15 protein-coding genes, 1 tRNA gene and 1 pseudogene are annotated in these 17,342 nt (G+C 42.9%); 5 read left to right on the plus strand and 12 right to left on the minus strand.

The window, feature by feature from the left end:
• Positions 1 to 2 precede the first annotated feature (2 nt).
• The gene (locus tag I6E83_RS14315; protein ID WP_197102888.1) at positions 3 to 518 is read right to left on the minus strand and encodes a L,D-transpeptidase; all 516 of its coding nucleotides are present in this window, start codon (positions 516 to 518) and stop codon (positions 3 to 5) included.
• A gap of 205 nt (positions 519 to 723) precedes the next feature.
• Between I6E83_RS14315 and I6E83_RS14320 the strand changes: the two genes are divergently transcribed.
• Positions 724 to 1,983: a hypothetical protein gene (locus I6E83_RS14320; protein WP_197102890.1), complete on the plus strand. Its 1,260-nt coding sequence runs from the start codon at positions 724 to 726 to the stop codon at positions 1,981 to 1,983.
• A 139-nt stretch (positions 1,984 to 2,122) separates the two neighbouring features.
• Here I6E83_RS14320 and I6E83_RS14325 read toward each other — a convergent pair whose 3' ends face one another.
• On the minus strand, positions 2,123 to 3,361 hold the full coding sequence (locus I6E83_RS14325) for an argininosuccinate synthase (protein WP_110923137.1): 1,239 nt from the start codon (positions 3,359 to 3,361) through the stop codon (positions 2,123 to 2,125).
• A 393-nt stretch (positions 3,362 to 3,754) separates the two neighbouring features.
• Between I6E83_RS14325 and pyrC the strand changes: the two genes are divergently transcribed.
• The 4 genes from pyrC (at position 3,755) to I6E83_RS14345 (ending at position 6,388) form a co-directional block, all read left to right on the plus strand.
• A complete protein-coding gene (gene pyrC / locus I6E83_RS14330; protein WP_197102892.1) occupies positions 3,755 to 4,825 on the plus strand; it encodes a dihydroorotase in 1,071 nt (356 codons plus the stop codon).
• Positions 4,826 to 5,046: 221 nt separating this feature from the next.
• Positions 5,047 to 5,766: a ribonuclease T gene (gene rnt / locus I6E83_RS14335; RefSeq protein WP_110923139.1), complete on the plus strand. Its 720-nt coding sequence runs from the start codon at positions 5,047 to 5,049 to the stop codon at positions 5,764 to 5,766.
• A 294-nt stretch (positions 5,767 to 6,060) separates the two neighbouring features.
• Positions 6,061 to 6,258, plus strand: coding sequence for a hypothetical protein (locus I6E83_RS14340; RefSeq protein ID WP_197102895.1), 198 nt, complete (start codon positions 6,061 to 6,063; stop codon positions 6,256 to 6,258).
• 54 nt (positions 6,259 to 6,312) lie between these two features.
• Positions 6,313 to 6,388: transfer RNA gene (locus I6E83_RS14345), tRNA-Glu, on the plus strand.
• Positions 6,389 to 6,699: 311 nt separating this feature from the next.
• On the opposite strand, the gene I6E83_RS14350 is transcribed toward I6E83_RS14345, so the two are convergent.
• The 10 genes and pseudogenes from I6E83_RS14350 to I6E83_RS14395 all read right to left on the minus strand — a co-directional run.
• The gene (locus I6E83_RS14350; protein WP_197102897.1) at positions 6,700 to 7,323 is read right to left on the minus strand and encodes a BLUF domain-containing protein; all 624 of its coding nucleotides are present in this window, start codon (positions 7,321 to 7,323) and stop codon (positions 6,700 to 6,702) included.
• 383 nt (positions 7,324 to 7,706) lie between these two features.
• Positions 7,707 to 8,465, minus strand: a complete 759-nt coding sequence (ispD, locus tag I6E83_RS14355; protein ID WP_197102899.1) for a 2-C-methyl-D-erythritol 4-phosphate cytidylyltransferase — start codon at positions 8,463 to 8,465, stop codon at positions 7,707 to 7,709.
• A 151-nt stretch (positions 8,466 to 8,616) separates the two neighbouring features.
• Positions 8,617 to 8,925 carry an FtsB family cell division protein gene (locus I6E83_RS14360; RefSeq protein ID WP_110923142.1) on the minus strand — a complete coding sequence of 103 codons (309 nt, stop codon included), beginning with the start codon at positions 8,923 to 8,925 and terminating at the stop codon, positions 8,617 to 8,619.
• A 125-nt stretch (positions 8,926 to 9,050) separates the two neighbouring features.
• Entirely contained in the window at positions 9,051 to 10,367 is a 1,317-nt protein-coding gene (gene eno, locus I6E83_RS14365) for a phosphopyruvate hydratase (protein WP_197102901.1), read from the minus strand.
• A gap of 321 nt (positions 10,368 to 10,688) precedes the next feature.
• The gene (locus I6E83_RS14370; RefSeq protein ID WP_197102903.1) at positions 10,689 to 13,049 is read right to left on the minus strand and encodes a heavy metal translocating P-type ATPase; all 2,361 of its coding nucleotides are present in this window, start codon (positions 13,047 to 13,049) and stop codon (positions 10,689 to 10,691) included.
• A 225-nt stretch (positions 13,050 to 13,274) separates the two neighbouring features.
• Positions 13,275 to 13,499, minus strand: a complete 225-nt coding sequence (locus I6E83_RS14375; protein ID WP_197102905.1) for a heavy-metal-associated domain-containing protein — start codon at positions 13,497 to 13,499, stop codon at positions 13,275 to 13,277.
• A 102-nt stretch (positions 13,500 to 13,601) separates the two neighbouring features.
• Positions 13,602 to 13,856 carry a hypothetical protein gene (locus I6E83_RS14380; RefSeq protein WP_197102907.1) on the minus strand — a complete coding sequence of 85 codons (255 nt, stop codon included), beginning with the start codon at positions 13,854 to 13,856 and terminating at the stop codon, positions 13,602 to 13,604.
• A 39-nt stretch (positions 13,857 to 13,895) separates the two neighbouring features.
• A complete protein-coding gene (gene kdsA / locus I6E83_RS14385) occupies positions 13,896 to 14,771 on the minus strand; it encodes a 3-deoxy-8-phosphooctulonate synthase (protein ID WP_197102909.1) in 876 nt (291 codons plus the stop codon).
• Positions 14,772 to 15,111: 340 nt separating this feature from the next.
• Positions 15,112 to 16,746: a CTP synthase gene (locus I6E83_RS14390; RefSeq protein ID WP_197102911.1), complete on the minus strand. Its 1,635-nt coding sequence runs from the start codon at positions 16,744 to 16,746 to the stop codon at positions 15,112 to 15,114.
• Between the two features lie 192 nt (positions 16,747 to 16,938).
• Positions 16,939 to 17,342 (minus strand): annotated as a pseudogene (locus I6E83_RS14395) (porin); the annotation flags it as partial.

The following is a 17,342-nucleotide window of genomic DNA, read 5'->3' on the forward strand; positions in this document are numbered from 1 at the left end:
TGCTATTCAGCTGTAATGGTTACAAACGCACCCTCGTTTACCTGCTCAAATAGCTGAATGATATCCGCATTACGCATACGTATACAACCATGCGAAAATGGTGCGCCCATTGGCTCGGTATCTGGTGTGCCGTGTATATAGACATAACGCTCATAAGTATCACAACCACCTTGACTGTTAGCCCCTTTGTTCACGCCTTCTTCCAGACCGCTGAGCCAAAGGATACGGCTCAATATCCAATCGCGCTCAGGATGAGACTTACCGAGTTCCGCATCATATATCTCACCTGTGGGCACGCGACCTATAAACACAGCATTGCTAGGGACACTACCCCCTATTTTTTCGGCAATGATATGTCTGCCGAGCGGTGTACAGCCACTATCTTGCTGACTGCCGATGCCGTTTTTAGCAGTCGATATCGAGTATCGTGCTATTTCTTTATTCTGCTGGTGTACTATTAAATATTGTTGGGCGATGTTAATAAATATCTGTATATCAAGATTATTGCTGTTTTTCATAAATGCTTCCAACTATCAGTCATTCGTAAAAATATCGTTAGGGCAATTAGGACATATGAAACTTCCAACTAGGTCACTCACAGTGACTATATTCGGATTATTCAACACATCCTCGTAAAATGATTGAAAATTTCTATTATCAAGGGATTGTATCAAGGCATTGGGCACCGTAATATAGGGGCACACTTTTTGATGCTAGCAGATTATGACGACTATTTCACCGACACGTGTGTCGATGTATGATTTTCTATATCAAGATACCATACCGATGGTGTCATTATTGGCAGATGCCGCAAAGCTTTCATTACCACAAGCCCGCTTAGCAATGGATGCCAGTTTGCAGGCAATTATTAGTGCCCTTCTCGCTTACCAACAGCGTTACGATGGTCAGGCAGTGAGTAAAAAACTGTTTGGGCGTGGTGCTGTCAAGGAACTCCGTCAATACAACTCTATGAACTTTGCGACCATTAGTGCGACGTTATATCATCGTCACGATGCGGCAGATGCCATATTCTCTGATAATGCTCGGGTCATAAAAGCGAGCGATCGTATCGCCAGTCAAATTGACGCAACGACGCAACAAGTCCAAATTTTACTGACCTCTTTATGTGTGGTTGTGCTCCGTGAGCTGGCTATATTGGCAGAATACAGTCAACTTGATAATAACGAGATTAACAAATGGTTTGCGCTACAACCACAATTTTTGTCATTAGCTCGTTTCGCAGCCAGTGAACCAGAAACGCTATCAGCTGAACTAGCTAACAGCAACGAAGCGCCCGTGATAGCAGCAGAAAATACAGTAGACACGGGAGCTGAAAACCCATCAGAGGTTGGTTTATTAAGCACTGAACAGCTGTCAAGCAACCCGCCGACTTTCGATCCTTACTGGTACGAACTGACGGCATTCAAACCTGAAAACTATGAGCCTGTACAAGACATGCAAATGGCCACAGGTAACTATCTAAAAGCCATTGGCCGCTCACCTGACAACTTGCAACAAGGACGCCATAACGACATGCTGGTGTTTGCAGAAATGCATGATATTGCACTGCCACATCAACGTTGGTTATTACAACTCGCAAAAATATCAGACATCTATCTAAGTCGCAATCGACTGCGCGTAAATTCTGAACCTGCTACCCCGCCCAAGCCACCTTTGGTTAGCTTGGGACTCATCGGTGGCAATAGCGACAACACGCCCGCAACGATCAGTGAAAAACCGATTGAATACGAGGCCACCACGCCGCTTTGGAAAAACCCCGTTATTATCATTATCATTTTGGTCATTAGTATACTGGGTGGATTGGCAACCCTCAAATATCAGATGCAAAAGTCTGACGGTGCTATGTTAGCAACAGAAGAAGTGCTACTGGAACAAAAGACTCTCGAAGAACGCCAGCAGCAGGATGTCGCAATCGTGATGGTAGACGATGAAGATGTTGCAGAAACAGCTGAAGCTGAGTAGACGCAAACAACCATTTAAACGTAGCTGTTGTCATAAGTATTTAATCACAAACTATCAGCAATAAAAAAGAGGCCCTATATCTAAGGCCTCTTTTTTGTGCGATTTAATTTTCTAATTGATTACGAGTAGTCTAACAATCTTACTTCGATAAATCGCGACCACGGCTTGCTTCGATAGCTAGACGTAGACCATTAAGACGGATAAAGCCTTCTGCATCTTTTTGATCATAAGCGCCTGCATCATCTTCAAAAGTTGCGATCTTTTCGTCAAATAACGAATCATCAGACTTACGTCCAACAACGCTCACTGCACCTTTATATAGCTTCACGCGAACCGTACCGTTGACGTATTCTTGTGATTTGTCAATCAACGCTTGCAACATCATTCGCTCAGGACTGAACCAGTAGCCGTTGTAGATAGTTTTAGCATAGCGTGGCATTAGCTCATCTTTTAGATGTGCGGCTTCACGGTCTAAGGTCAATGACTCAATACCGCGATGCGCTTTTAACATAATTGTACCCGCTGGCGTCTCATAGCAACCACGTGACTTCATGCCAACATAACGGTTTTCTACGATATCTAGACGTCCGATACCATGCTTACCGCCAATCTCATTAAGCTTGATCATGATTTCGAAAGGCTTAAGTGCTTCGCCATCGATAGCAACGATGTCACCTTTTTGATACTCTAGCTCTAGATATTGTGCTTCGTCAGGTGCTTCTTCTGGGCTGACTGACCAGCGCCACATATCATCTTCTGCTTCAGCATATGGATCTTCTAGGATTCCGCCTTCATAAGAGATATGTAGTAGGTTAGCATCCATTGAGTATGGAGATTTTTTCTTATTACCTGCATAATCAATCGCAATGTTGTGCTCTTTCGCATATTCCATCAAGCTTTCACGGCTAGACAAATCCCACTCACGCCAAGGGGCAATGGTCACTACGTCTGGTGACAAGGCGACAGCACCCAGCTCAAAACGTACTTGGTCATTACCTTTACCAGTAGCACCATGGCTAATGGCATCAGCATTATGCTCTTTAGCAATCTCAACCAAACGCTTGGCGATTAGCGGGCGTGCGATAGAAGTACCGAGCAAATACTCGCCTTCATAGATAGCATTGGCACGGAACATTGGGAACACATAGTCACGGGCAAACTCTTCGCGCAAGTCTTCGATATGGATATGTTTGATACCCATGGCTTCTGCTTTAGCGCGTGCTGGCTCAACTTCTTCGCCTTGACCAATATCTGCGGTAAAGGTAATAACCTCTGCATCATAAGTCTCTTGCAGCCATTTAGCGATGATTGAGGTATCAAGACCACCTGAATATGCCAATACGATTTTATTAATATTTTTCGGATCAAGTTGAGCCATGAATAACTCCTATTATGAGAATTTGATTTTGGTAAAAGCACTAAGATTCAATCGAAAGGTAAACTACTTACTCAGTGTACATCATATTTACTATAGGCAAAAGTGCCACGGCCATAAGGAATGCGCTTTTGGTTGAATGGTGGGCCAATGGATATAAGCTATCTCTATGAGATTATTATCTAATCATGATAAACCAGACCATTTTATATATTTAAAAATCATTATTCGCCATAAAATGGTAGCAGAACAATCAAAACCTTCTAAAGTACAACCAATGAATTATGTACAGAGCGTTAGTCGCATATTTAGTCAAGTGGGCAAATCTGTTATGATAGCCACATAACACCACTCCGTTTTATTCCCATATATGACGACACAGAGCGCTACGACATTATGACTGATTCGATTAGAGAGTTGACCATCCTTCAACCAGACGACTGGCATATCCACTTACGTGATAGCACAGCATTGAGTACGACAGCACCGCATGCGGCAAATAGCTTTAATCGTGTTATTTGCATGCCAAACCTAGTACCTCCCGTCAAGAATGTCGACGATGCACATGCTTACCGCGCGCGTATCATGTCGCATCTGGAAGCTAGTAGCTTGAGCACAGAACGCAAAACGGCGTTCGACCCCCGTATGACTTTATACCTGACTGATAAAACGACTGCACAAGACATCGAGATGGCAGCAAAATCAGGTATCGTACAGGCCGTTAAGCTATATCCTGCTGGAGCAACCACCAACTCTGCTGACGGCGTCACCAATATCAATGCTTGTGTCGATGTCTTTGAAGCACTAGAGAAGTACGACTTGCCATTATTAATACATGGTGAAGTCACTCAAGACCATATTGATATTTTCGATCGTGAAAAGCGCTTTTTAGATGAAGTGTTGGCACAGATTATCGTAAAGTTCCCTACGTTGAAAATTGTAGTCGAGCATATCACTACCAGTGATGCTGCGGACTTTGTATTGGCTCAAGGCAACCATGTTGCCGCCACTATCACCCCGCAGCACTTGATGTTTAACCGCAATCATCTATTGGTCGGTGGTATCAAGCCGCACTTTTATTGCTTACCTATCCTAAAGCGTGAAAGCCATCAAAAAGTATTATTAGATGTGGCGACCAGTGGCAATCCAAAGTTTTTCTTAGGTACTGACTCTGCTCCACATGCGACAGATAAAAAAGAAGCCGCTTGTGGCTGTGCCGGCTGTTATAGCGCTGCGACTGCATTGCCACTGTATGCCACTGCTTTTGATAGCGTTGGTAAAATAGACAAGCTAGAAGGTTTTGCCAGTCGTTTTGGTGCCCAGTTCTACGGCATGCCATTAAATGAGAGTACGATTACGCTTGTCAATACGCCTATGCAAGTGCCTATCGCTTATCCTTACTTCGATGGTAGCTCTCTCACCCCGCTTATGGCAGGTGAAACCCTACCATGGTCTCTTAGAGACTAGAGCACGCTAAGGTATGTCATCATTTAAATCGTAAAGCTTAAGAGTACTAAGTGAACTAAATGCTAAGTGAACCAATTGATGACATGCCTGATATAAAGCCCTCTATATTTTATTCTATAATATCTGTCATATCCCTATCTTAAGCGGTGTGACAGATATCATCACATACTTATTTTTAATTCAATATAACAGTACGACTGATAAAAGCGATTTTACCTGATATGACCACTCAAAACGATGCCACCTTGCCTGACAATACCGTGACAGATGAACAAGCACCAATACGCTTAAAAGATCGCTTTCGTAAGTTTTTACCTGTGGTCGTCGATGTTGAGACAGCTGGTTTTAATGCACAAACTGATGCTTTATTAGAAATTGCCTGTATTCCTGTGCTACTTAATGAGCAAGGTGTGTTTTATCCTGGAGAGGCTTTCAATGCTCATATCGAACCTTTTGAAGGGGCAAATCTAGAGCCAAGTGCCCTCGCCTTTACAGGGATTGATCCTAAAAACCCACTGCGTAAAGCCATTGCTGAAGACGAAAAAACTGCCCTACGCCGGATTTTTAAGGGTCTAAAAGAAGTACGCCGTGAGGAAGACTGCCGTCAATGTGTATTAATCGGACACAATGCCCATTTTGATTTGGCATTTTTGAATGCCGCTGTGCTACGTACCAATAATAAGAGCCACAATCCGTTCCATAACTTCTCAGTCTTTGATACCGTCACGCTATCAGCACTCGCATTTGGTCAGACGGTACTGGCGCGGGCTTGTAAGGCAGCAGGGCTAGATTTTGATGGTAAAGACGCTCACTCAGCGCTATATGATACGCAAAAGACTGCTGAGCTGTTTTGTCATATTCTTAACCATTACCCCATGCTGGCTAATGCAATGCATAATGAAGCAAATACAGATGAGTTACCTGACAGCGATAATAAATAAGCCACATATCCTATATTGCCCATGTCTCCTAATAGTGCTACTTTTAATACTTGATGACTTTGGCATCTTGATTTTACAATCAATAGGGATATGATTGATATCATGATCAACAAGCCTCTCGTTTAATTATTGAATATGATATGGCCATCATTCAAAAGTAACAAACGAGTCGACGACCTGTAAGTACGCACTCTGAAACGGTGTTGTCGTATCCTGTAGATGGTTTAAGTTGCCCACACTGCCTCATAGCATGACATTGCTCATACTATCAGGCTTGATAGGAGGGACTTTATCATGGATCCACAACTCAAATTATGGGGAACAATCATAGGCTATATGCTGCTAGCTTTGACGATTAGCGCTTGTACTTCTTTGTGGATTCGCTATCATTTAAAGCGTAAAGACTTACATCCTCGCCGTGCAATTAAAAAAAGATACTTAATTTTAAAAAGACGAAGAAAAAGGCTTGACAGCAAGCGCAGACACCATTAGAATACGCACCACTTCGGCATAAATGGTGAAAGCAGCTGAGGTGTTGTGTTACTAGTCCCCATCGTCTAGAGGCCTAGGACACCGCCCTTTCACGGCGGTAACGGGGGTTCGAATCCCCCTGGGGACGCCACTATTTGGCGTCACTCGTTAGCAAGCTTGCTGCAAAGCATCTATTAAGACTAACAAGCGTACCATCGAAAAGCCCAATCACATCGTGATTGGGCTTTTTTTATGCGTGCATTTAACTGTCTCAAAAAGACAATACCTAAGATCTTCAAATGTATATCACTATTAATTTAATGCAGCTAGTAATGTGTACTATGAATACGCAACTTGATTTGCTGCTGCATCTATATTAAAAGTTTTATCGAAAATTTACTGACAAAAAAGCCAACATTGAATGTTGGCTTTTTTAGATCGAATACGATTTCTTTATAAAATTTACCAGATTTTATCTGATAACATCAACCATAATAGTGTCATGATAACCATCACACCAAGTACGGTTTGAATCAAAAAGAATGCTTGATGCTGACCGACCACCTTACTTAAGGTCACCCCTAATGTACTGTACTTAATAGGTGGTGTATCTATATTACCTGTTCTTGCCTGCTCTTCATAATACCCTTGTAGGATATCTACAAACCTTGGCCATTCACTAGAATCCCAATCGTAAGGCTTAAACGGCATAAAGTTTTTCAGCTCAGGCTCTTTTGTCATCCAACGTTCAAGTGTGACAGAACGTAGAGACCAATTCGTAAAACGGCGTTGGGAGATTTGTGAAAAATCTAGAATTTTTAGTTCTTTATGACGGTCATCTACTAGCAATCGATTTTTTAAATTAGTGAGCGCTTGTTCTGACCCTTCTACACACTGTAAGAAGTAACCATTGCCATAGCAAAGAATACCCGTGACGTTATCGGCTTGGTTTTTCTCAATCGAAATCTCTGAAATGTCGTTAAGCGTACTAGAGCCTGACAGACCAGTCGACGTGATTTGGCTGATATATACAAGCTGGCAGAGATCTATTGTGACTGGATTTGTCGAATCATTAATTTTTGACAATTCGATTCTCCCTATTTTTAGATAAATGGAGCTAAAACAACCATACTAACTTTAGAAAAAACATAGAGACAAGACTTTTAGAAGCATCAAATTGGTCTGGTATATTATTGATTTTATAAATGTTTATATTAATTGTATTAAGTTGGTTACATCATAGGCTAGTTTGGTCATCAAAGCAATCTATGTTTGACAATACTGTTTGTTCTTCATAATTGAGAAGAATTCAAATGAATGAAGTAGCCTATGTTTTTATTTTAAAATAGGTGCTGGCTGAAATATGTGAGATATAGGCACACCTACATCTCCATTAAATAGACGTATTTGATACGAGATAGGTCACAGTAAGTGAATAAAAAAGAGCTATTGGAGATACTTTAGGATAATTACGATTGTGCAGTCAGAATAGCTGCAAGTAAGATAGCATCGTCTGGATAAGTGAGCTTTATGTTTTGGCGACTGCCAGTCACTAGACGAATAGGGAAATCTAAGTATTCAAAGGCACTGGCTTCATCCGTGATAGAAAGGTTATGGGTAAGAACATAAGCCAATAACCTCTTCAACTCACCTAATCGAAATACTTGTGGGGTTTGCGCTTGCCACATATTACTGCGGTCGATAGTGCGTTTAGCATAAGAATGTGCGTGGTTATGGTTACTACTAACAGTCTCATTCGTAAGCTCAGATTGAGCAGTAGAATAGACATTTGACTCTTTTAGTGTATCAGCCACAGGTGTTGCTAGGATAGCGCCATAAGGCTCTGTCATTGCCGCTTCAATCACTTGATCAATATCATTACTAGGTACAGCAGGACGCGCAGCATCATGAATCAACACTAAGTCTGAATCGTCAGCGCCTGAATGACTGATTGCCCCTACACCTGCCTGTACTGACTGCCAACGCTCAGCGCCGCCAATGGCATAATCTATAGGAAGTGCGAAATCGAGTGTTTGAGCAGTGGTGTCATCTGCTGCAATGACCAACAAGCACTTATCAACATAATCACTACAGGCGAGCCTTGCCACACTATGCTGTAGCAGTGTCTGTCCTTGCAACAGAGTATATTGCTTGGCAACAGACGCACCAAAACGGCTACCGCGGCCAGCAGCGACGATCATGGCATGTATATGAGGTGTGGTATTCATAGGATAGTACTCATCAAGCAGATCTAGTAATTGAGATCCATGACAATATGGCTAAAGGAAAATAAGTGCTAAGAGAGGTAAAGAGATTGAGGTGAACCGAATATCTATTCTAGATACTAATAGATAGTATTTTTTCGAAAATTAAAAATGATTACTGACTGCTGTGTGTAGTAGGTGCCGTAGATACTTGCACGAATGTCTCGTTTGGTTTAATCAGACCCAAATCTAAACGAGCATGCTCTTCTACTGCTTCAAGACCATTTTTTAAATCATATACGTCGGTACGTAATAAATTATTTGCTGCTACTTGGCTCTCATTCAAGCGCTGTTGCTCTTCTGTCTGAGTCATCAGTTCGTTGTGCTCGAAACGACCATTTTCGCCTAGCCAATACTGATATTGCAGCCCTAACAGGACAGCAACGGCTAACGCGAGTAACATAAATTGGCTAAAATATTTCATAAGGGGATAACGCCAAACGACATAAATATAGTAAGAATCAGCTAAAGCAACTAGGCAATATATAAACACAATAATGATTACATACTGCCCAGCTTTAGCATTAAGTCCTGATTAACTTGGACTTATTAACCACGTAGACCAATAAACTCTTCACGGCCACGATAGCTTGCACGTACTTGCTGCTCGATACGAAGTAGTTGATTGTATTTTGCAACGCGATCTGAGCGGCATAGCGAGCCAGTTTTAATCTGACCAGCAGCAGTACCAACTGCTAGGTCTGCAATAGTACTGTCTTCCGTCTCACCTGAACGATGCGAGATAATTGTCGCATAACCATTTTTCTTTGCCAGATAAATCGCATCTAACGTTTCTGATAGCGTACCAATCTGGTTAAACTTGATCAAAATCGCGTTAGCAATTTTCTTATCGATACCTTCTTGCAAGATAGCAGGATTGGTTACGAATAAATCATCACCGACCAATTGGACTTTATCACCAATTTGCTCAGTCAAATACTTCCAACCATCCCAATCTGACTCATCAAGACCGTCTTCGATAGAGATAATAGGATACTGACGTGCCAAACCAACTAGATAGTCTGAGAAACCTTGGCTATCAAAAGATTTATTACCTTCGCCTGCCAAGATATACTGACCATTTTTATAGAATTCGCTCGCTGCACAATCTAACGCAAGATGAATGTCTTCACCAGCTTTATAGCCGACTTGTTCAATCGCTTGCATAATGACAGTGATGGCTTCTTCGTTGCTACGTAGGTTTGGTGCAAAACCACCTTCGTCGCCGACCGCTGTATTCAAGCCTTGTGATTTTAGAACAGACTTTAAGCTGTGGAAAATCTCTGTACCCGCACGCAATGCTTCTGAGAAGCTCGTAAATCCAACTGGCTCAATCATGAATTCTTGGATATCAACAGTATTATCAGCATGCTCGCCACCGTTTAAGATATTCATCATTGGCACAGGCATCGTGAGCGATGTCTGATTGCGCAAGTTGGCAATATACTGGTGTAATGGCAAGTTCTTTGATTTGGCAGCCGCTTTAGCAGTAGCAAGTGACACTGCTAGCATGGCGTTGGCACCAAGGCTGTCTTTGTTTTCTGTACCGTCTAGTGCAATCATTGCATCATCAATGCCCTGCTGCTCTGTGACGTCTTTGTCCATCAAAGCGCTACGGATTTGGCTATTCACATTGGCAACGGCTTTTTTCACGCCTTTACCCATATAGCGACTTTGGTCGCCATCACGCAGCTCAAGCGCTTCACGTGAGCCAGTTGATGCGCCACTTGGGGCAGCAGCACGACCAATCGTGCCATCAGCCAAGATAACATCGGCTTCAATCGTTGGGTTACCGCGCGAGTCTAATATCTCACGAGCGCGAATGTCTTTAATTGCGGTGACGTTGTTGGTTTCTTCAGCGTACATAATGTCTGTTAATTCCTTTGGTCATGCCAAGTCTATGGGGTAAATAACGGCAGCTAGAATACAAAAAAGATAAAGCAAATTATCGTATAGCACGTGCGCCTAAAACAGCTTTGCCTATTTGTAAAATCGGTCAATTCTAAGTACGATTAAAGGTTTATTTGGCGTATCGATAGCTGGCTATAGTGCTTGGCATCATAGCATAAATTTTGCCAAACTTCCCTTATCTTACACCAACTTGCGCCCATAAAATGAAATATGAGCAGCAATGTCAGCCGTTATCGAATCGTTTTATCGGTGACGATGTAAAAAGCGAATGAATGCCTATGCTTTAGACAGCTGCTCTGCTTTAATATTGGTGTTTGAGACTGTATTATCTAGCTCAATTTCTGTCTTAAATCGTGTCAATCGCAGTGCATTCATTAATACTGAGATGGAACTAAGCGCCATGGCAGCAGCTGCAATCATAGGATTTAAAAACCCAAAAGCAGCGAGTGGAATGCCAATGCAATTGTAAATAAAAGCAAAAAACAAATTTTGCTTAATATTACGCAGTGTTGCTTGAGCGATTTTTTGTGCCGCATCGATATGCATCAATGACTCACCCATCAATCGTGCAGAGGCACTGTGCTGGGCCACGTCAGTGCCTTCAAACATGGCAAAACTGGCATCGGCAGTTGCCATCGCTGGTGCATCATTAACACCATCACCTGCCATGGCAACTTTATGACCCGCTGTTTGTAATTTAGCAATCTGGCTCGCCTTATCTCTCGGACTCATTTTGCCATAAGCCGCTTTAATACCAAGCTTTCCTGCGACATAATCGACGACAGACTGCTTGTCACCACTCATCAAAATCACGTTGATGCCTGCATCCTGTAGTGCAGTAATCGCTTGTGGAGTGTCCGCTTTTAGGTCATCCGCTAGTGCAAAAGCGCCTAATGGTTCGTTATTAATACTAACTGCAACCGTACTGGCCACTTGCCATGCTTTTGGCATCAACTTTGGCAGCGTCAAGTTAGCAAACTCTGCCGTACCAACTTTAATAAGCCCAAGGCCATCAATGTTTGCTTGTATACCTGCGCCTTTTATCACGCTGATATCGGTCACATTAAATAAAGGCAGTTGACGGTCTTTGGCCGTGTTGACTAGAGCAGTTGCTAATGGATGACTGGCATGCGCCTCAACACTGGCGGCAATCTGCAATACGTCATCAACAGCAAGCGATTTGTCCACCATGACATGGTCAACGATAGTCGGTTTGCCAATGGTCAGTGTACCGGTCTTATCCAAGACAACGGTATCGATGTCGCCTGCTGCTTCAAGGCTTTGTGCATCCTTGAACCAAACGCCATGACGAGCAGCAACGCCCATACCTGCCATAATTGCAGCAGGTGTGGCCAAGCCAAGCGCACAAGGGCAGGCAATAACCAGTACCGATACGGCGTGCATTAGCGCCGTATCCACCATACCTGTCAGCCACCATGTGACCCCAAAGGTAACCAATGCAATCGTAACCACGATGGGAACAAAAATAGCCGTAACTCTATCAGCCAGACGCGCTAAATTGGCTTTTGAGCCTTGCGCATCGCTGAGTGCTTGTACCATATCACCTAGCTTGGTATCGCTACCTTTAGCACTGACGCGATATAGCAAACTGCCATTCTCGACTAGAGCACCTGCCAATAGCCCATCGCCCTCTTCTTTTTTGAGCGGTACGGACTCGCCCGTTAAATGACTCTCAATACACCAGCCACTACCACCTATAACCATGCCATCGGTGGCTACTCGGCTACCTTGCTTAGCGCGCAAAATATCACCAACCTGCACGTCTTGGAGTGCAACATTATGAAAATCACCATTTGACTGTTGCTGCTCAGCTTGGTCAGGCGTCAGTGATAATAATAAATCAATACTATTTAAGCTGTGCTTTTTGGTACGTTCCTCTAAGTATTTACCCGTACGAACAAAAGCAATAACCATCACTCCTGCTTCAAAATATACGGCAGGGCTATTACCTGCACCATGACCACCCATGTGAGCATCTTGCAGCAAGCTATTTAAAGTGCCATCGCCATGTGTCAGCCACAGATAAGTCGAGTATGCCCAAATGGTGACCGTACCGATAACGACCAATACGTCCATATTGGCAAGACCACCTCTAATCGATGCCCATGCACTCTTATAAAACGGTAACGCCAAGCCAAACTGTACCACTGTCGCTAAAATAAACTGAACCCAGACCGGCGGCATCCACGCCATACCAGAACCCGTCAGCATACCTGCCATACCCACCAAAAACGGCACCAAACAAATCCACAATCCAATTAAACGCCATGGATATTGAGTGGCGGTATCTTCGTCAGTTTGAGCAAATAAGCTATCGGCTGCCTGCACATTGGCTACAAAACCTGTTTTATTCACCCACTCTGTGACCTGCTCAGGCGTCGTCTGAGACGGATCATAATCGACATTGGCAGTCTCGCCAGCAAAGTTCACACTCACATCGTATACCGATGGCTTTTTGTTAAGTACCTTTTCGATTCGTGAGGCACAAGCCTGACATGTCATACCATCAATCGCCAGTTGTAGATGCGCACGCTGCGGCGTAAGTGACGTATTTGACTGAACATCAGTTTCAACATCGTAGGATTTGTCATTAGTGGTGCGGGTAATATCATTCATAAAGAAACTCGGTAAGGCATTTATTCGTTATAGCGTTTGTAAAATCGGATGAACCATAAAAATATCAGTGGATGGATGAATCTAAATTAAAAAACACTCAGGATTACTATCCATTCAAATCAATCCATTTATTTATAGCCATCTGGGAAGCAACCTAATATCACTACTCTTCAACCATTAAAAAACCAGCCATGACAGCTGGTTTTTTCAAATGAAAGACGGTACTTATGAGTTAGCGACAGTCGCATCAAAGCCTGCGTCATCGATCGCTGAAACAATGGCTTCTATATTTGTTTTACTATCATCAAAAGTAACGGTTGCTTGATTGTCTATCAGCTCGATACTGATAGCATCTAGGCCATCAATATCAGCGGTTGCGTTATATATACTGGCTACGCAGCCACCGCAAGTCATGCCGTCGATTTTGATAACACGAGTTTGGTCTGTCATATGAGACTCCTTATTTTTATGTTTTAAATGAATGATACGCAGATACTATCTGAGGATCATTCGAGCTGAGGATCATTCGAGGAATAATACCCGATATCAAAACTAATCATTATGATGTGAGTTTTGTGGTGCATCGATAGGAAACGGCTGAGTAACATAATCAACCATACTGATTGCCGCCGTCAGAGCATGGATACTCGTATCGGTATCTTCATAACGCACACTAGCAACATGGCGAGTGGTATCTAAATCGATAGCTGTTACGCCAGTGATGTTCCTCAATGCCGTCATCACACTATCGAGTCCTGCCGCGTCATCGATATTTTCGATACTTACTTGTGCGGTTTGAATCGCCATTACATTATCCTCCTATCTTTGACCTATTAGCTAGTACTACTAATGAGTGTCTAACGTTTCAAAACCTTTGACCAAATCATCAATCTGCTTAAGCTGACGTAAAAACGGCTCTAACTGGCTCATACGTAGCGCACAAGGGCCATCACATTTGGCTGTTTCTGGACTTGGATGCGCTTCTAAAAACAACCCTGCCAACCCTGCTGCCATACCTGAACGTGCAAGCGTCGTGATTTGCTCGCGGCGACCACCTGCACTATCACTACGTCCACCTGGCTGTTGTAAACTATGTGTCACATCAAAAAACACAGGAATATCCATCTGCTTCATCGTATCAAAACCAAGCATATCGACGACCAAATTGTTATAACCAAAAGCACTGCCGCGCTCACACAATATCAGTTTGTCATTGCCACCTTCCAAGCATTTATTGACGATATGGCGCATCTCATGGGGTGCTAAAAACTGGGCTTTTTTAATATTGATAATGGCATCTGTCTTCGCCATCGCATGAACCAAATCAGTCTGACGTGACAAAAATGCAGGCAGCTGAATGATATCAGCCACTTCAGCGACAGGTGCTGCTTGATGAGGCTCATGAACGTCAGTAATGATGGGTACTTGAAACTTCTCTTTGATTTGGCCAAGCCAGTCAATGCCTTTCGCCAACCCTGGGCCTCGATAAGAGTGCAAGCTTGAACGGTTGGCCTTATCAAAGCTGGCCTTGAAGACATAATCGATGCCCAAACGTTGGCATATATCAATATACTGTTCAACAATCTCAAATGCTAACTCTTTAGATTCCAAGACATTCATACCGCCGAACAATACAAACGGCTGATCGTTACCAATATTAATAGTATTATTGTTAGGCGTATTAAGCTGAATATGTGATTGTGCTTTTAGTAAATTATCCATTAAACAACTATCCTCTTTATTGTTATCAGTGGTTCTATCGCATATTGTAACCGATAGCCCAATTAATAAAAGTATCCAAGCGTAATCATACCATTCCTAAAAATCAGAATAGTCAGGGAAATGAGTTCAACTACCACATTTTTTAGACTAATCACTTTTAACGTGGTTAATGATATTTTTTGGGTTTGGTATTATCCGTAACTAATGTGTAATGGACAATTATATTGCGATAACCATGTTCTCTAATTCTAAAATATAGGCTCAAAAAAAAGACCGATTCGAAAATCAGTCTTTTTTATACATATAAATATGTCAGGCGTTGATAACGACTTGGTTTGAACTATCTGGCTTCGTTATAGTTTTTCGCCGCTTTTACAAAGCTGTTGAACAGTGGATGACCACCGCGTGGCGAGCTAGTAAATTCAGGATGGAACTGTACAGCAACGAACCATGGATGCTCAGAAATCTCAACTGACTCAACCAAATGCTGCTTGGCTGAATAACCAGATATGGTCATACCTGCTTGCTCTAGTGGCTCAATATAGCGGTTGTTCATCTCATAACGATGACGATGACGTTCCGTAATATTGCTCGCGCCATAGATTTGGCTTAATTTGCTGCCAGCAACTAATTCGGCTTGCTGTGCACCTAGACGCATAGTGCCACCAAGATCTGAATCATCACTACGAATCTGTAGCTCACCGCGCTCATCTAGCCACTCAGTGATGAGACCGATGATCGGCTCAGCGGTCTTGCGATCAAACTCAGAAGAGTTAGCGTTAATATTAAGCACATTGCGAGCATATTCAATCACTGCCAACTGCATACCAAGGCAAATACCTAGATAAGGTACGCTGTTTTCACGTGCATAAGTAATGGCTTTCATTTTGCCATTAGTACCACGCTCTCCGAAACCGCCTGGTACTAAGATAGCATCAGCGTTATTTAGCTGCGCGAATAAACTATCATCACTCTCCAAACGCTCGGCATCGATATAATCAATCTTTACGTCTGCTTTATGTGTGATACCAGCATGGAGCAATGCTTCATTGATAGACTTATACGCATCAGGCAGTTCGACATACTTGCCAACCATCGCTACGGTCACAGTCGTCTCAGGATTAAGCTGCGCTTCAACAACTTTATCCCAATCGCTCAAATCTGCTTCAGGTACATCAATACCGAAACGCTCACAAATCAAGTCATCAAGGTCTTGCTCATGCAAAGTGCGCGGTATTTGATAAATACTTTGGGCGTCTTCACACATAATGACCGCACGCTCTTCCACATTAGTGAATAGCGCAATCTTACGGCGATTGTCTTGTGAGATATGATGTTCAGAACGGCAAATCAATATGTCAGGCTGCAAACCAATAGAACGCAGCTCTTTTACAGAATGTTGGGTAGGCTTGGTTTTGGTCTCACCAGCACTAGCAATATACGGCACTAGCGTTAGATGCATCAGCATGGCTCTATTACGGCCAAGCTCTACTTGCATTTGGCGTACGGCTTCCATGAAAGGCAGTGACTCAATGTCACCGACTGTACCACCAATCTCGATGATAGCGATGTCATAACCCTCACCACTGGCCAAGATTTTACTCTTGATTTCATCAGTGATGTGCGGGATAACCTGTACTGTACCGCCGAGATACTCACCGCGACGCTCTTTGTTTAAAACGTTTTGGTAGATACGACCACTGGTGAAGTTATTGCTTTTACTCATCTTTGAATGACGTAAAAAGCGCTCGTAGTAGCCCAAATCTAAATCTGTCTCTGCGCCGTCTTCGGTAACGAAAACTTCGCCATGTTGGAATGGGCTCATCGTACCTGGATCGACATTGATGTACGGATCCATCTTGGTCATCGTGACTGTCACGCCACGTGCTTCTAAGATAGCGGCAAGAGATGCTGCGGTGATACCTTTTCCTAGTGAGGACACTACCCCACCGGTCACAAATATAAACTTGGTCATAGTACTCTTTCGGTAATTGGTAAAGAAGGATTTTACTAAAAATACGCCATAAAATATAGGGCAAAAATGCAAACTGTCAGAAACTCTTCTGTTTTTGTGTTGGTAATCAACATTTTTCTGCAATTTAAATGCTAACCAACAAAAAACCCACCCCGAAGGATGAGTTTTTATAATCAGATTCTAATGCTTATATTAGAATTTGTATTCTAGACCACCACCAAGTGCGAATACATCAAGATCAGCACCAGTAGCACTATCTTCAGCAGAGTTGTTACCAACATAAGCGTGAGCAATGATGTTGTCTTTATACATATATTTGCCACCTAGAACGACTTGGTCTGAATCACGGTCTTCAACACCAGCTAAGTTTCTAGTACCGTTATATTGAAGGTAAACAGCAGCTGGACGAGCAAAGTTAGCTAGACCCATCTCAGCACTGACGACCAAACCTTTTTCGTCTTTAGTACCTTCGTCAAAATCAGCTACTTGATACATGGCACCTAAAGTAACTGGCGCTGCCATGTATTTGCCTAGATCGACCGTTGCACTACCACGTAAAAGCTCGCCTGCTTGGCTCATGTCTTTATCATAAGCAA

It is taken from the genome of Psychrobacter sp. SZ93C1, from assembly GCF_015864635.1.
In the GTDB taxonomy this organism is placed as follows: Bacteria; Pseudomonadota; Gammaproteobacteria; order Pseudomonadales; family Moraxellaceae; genus Psychrobacter; species Psychrobacter fozii.

Coding starts and splice junctions, on each gene's coding strand:
- I6E83_RS14370 (WP_197102903.1), bottom strand. CDS start 13,049: ATGAATGATATTACCCGCACCACTAATGACAAATCCTACGATGTTGAA.
- ispD (WP_197102899.1), bottom strand. CDS start 8,465: ATGAATACCACACCTCATATACATGCCATGATCGTCGCTGCTGGCCGC.
- rnt (WP_110923139.1), top strand. CDS start 5,047: ATGACCACTCAAAACGATGCCACCTTGCCTGACAATACCGTGACAGAT.
- I6E83_RS14340 (WP_197102895.1), top strand. CDS start 6,061: ATGGATCCACAACTCAAATTATGGGGAACAATCATAGGCTATATGCTG.
- I6E83_RS14380 (WP_197102907.1), bottom strand. CDS start 13,856: ATGGCGATTCAAACCGCACAAGTAAGTATCGAAAATATCGATGACGCG.
- I6E83_RS14325 (WP_110923137.1), bottom strand. CDS start 3,361: ATGGCTCAACTTGATCCGAAAAATATTAATAAAATCGTATTGGCATAT.
- I6E83_RS14320 (WP_197102890.1), top strand. CDS start 724: ATGACGACTATTTCACCGACACGTGTGTCGATGTATGATTTTCTATAT.
- I6E83_RS14360 (WP_110923142.1), bottom strand. CDS start 8,925: ATGAAATATTTTAGCCAATTTATGTTACTCGCGTTAGCCGTTGCTGTC.
- pyrC (WP_197102892.1), top strand. CDS start 3,755: ATGACTGATTCGATTAGAGAGTTGACCATCCTTCAACCAGACGACTGG.
- I6E83_RS14375 (WP_197102905.1), bottom strand. CDS start 13,499: ATGACAGACCAAACTCGTGTTATCAAAATCGACGGCATGACTTGCGGT.
- I6E83_RS14390 (WP_197102911.1), bottom strand. CDS start 16,746: ATGACCAAGTTTATATTTGTGACCGGTGGGGTAGTGTCCTCACTAGGA.
- eno (WP_197102901.1), bottom strand. CDS start 10,367: ATGTACGCTGAAGAAACCAACAACGTCACCGCAATTAAAGACATTCGC.
- I6E83_RS14315 (WP_197102888.1), bottom strand. CDS start 518: ATGAAAAACAGCAATAATCTTGATATACAGATATTTATTAACATCGCC.
- kdsA (WP_197102909.1), bottom strand. CDS start 14,771: ATGGATAATTTACTAAAAGCACAATCACATATTCAGCTTAATACGCCT.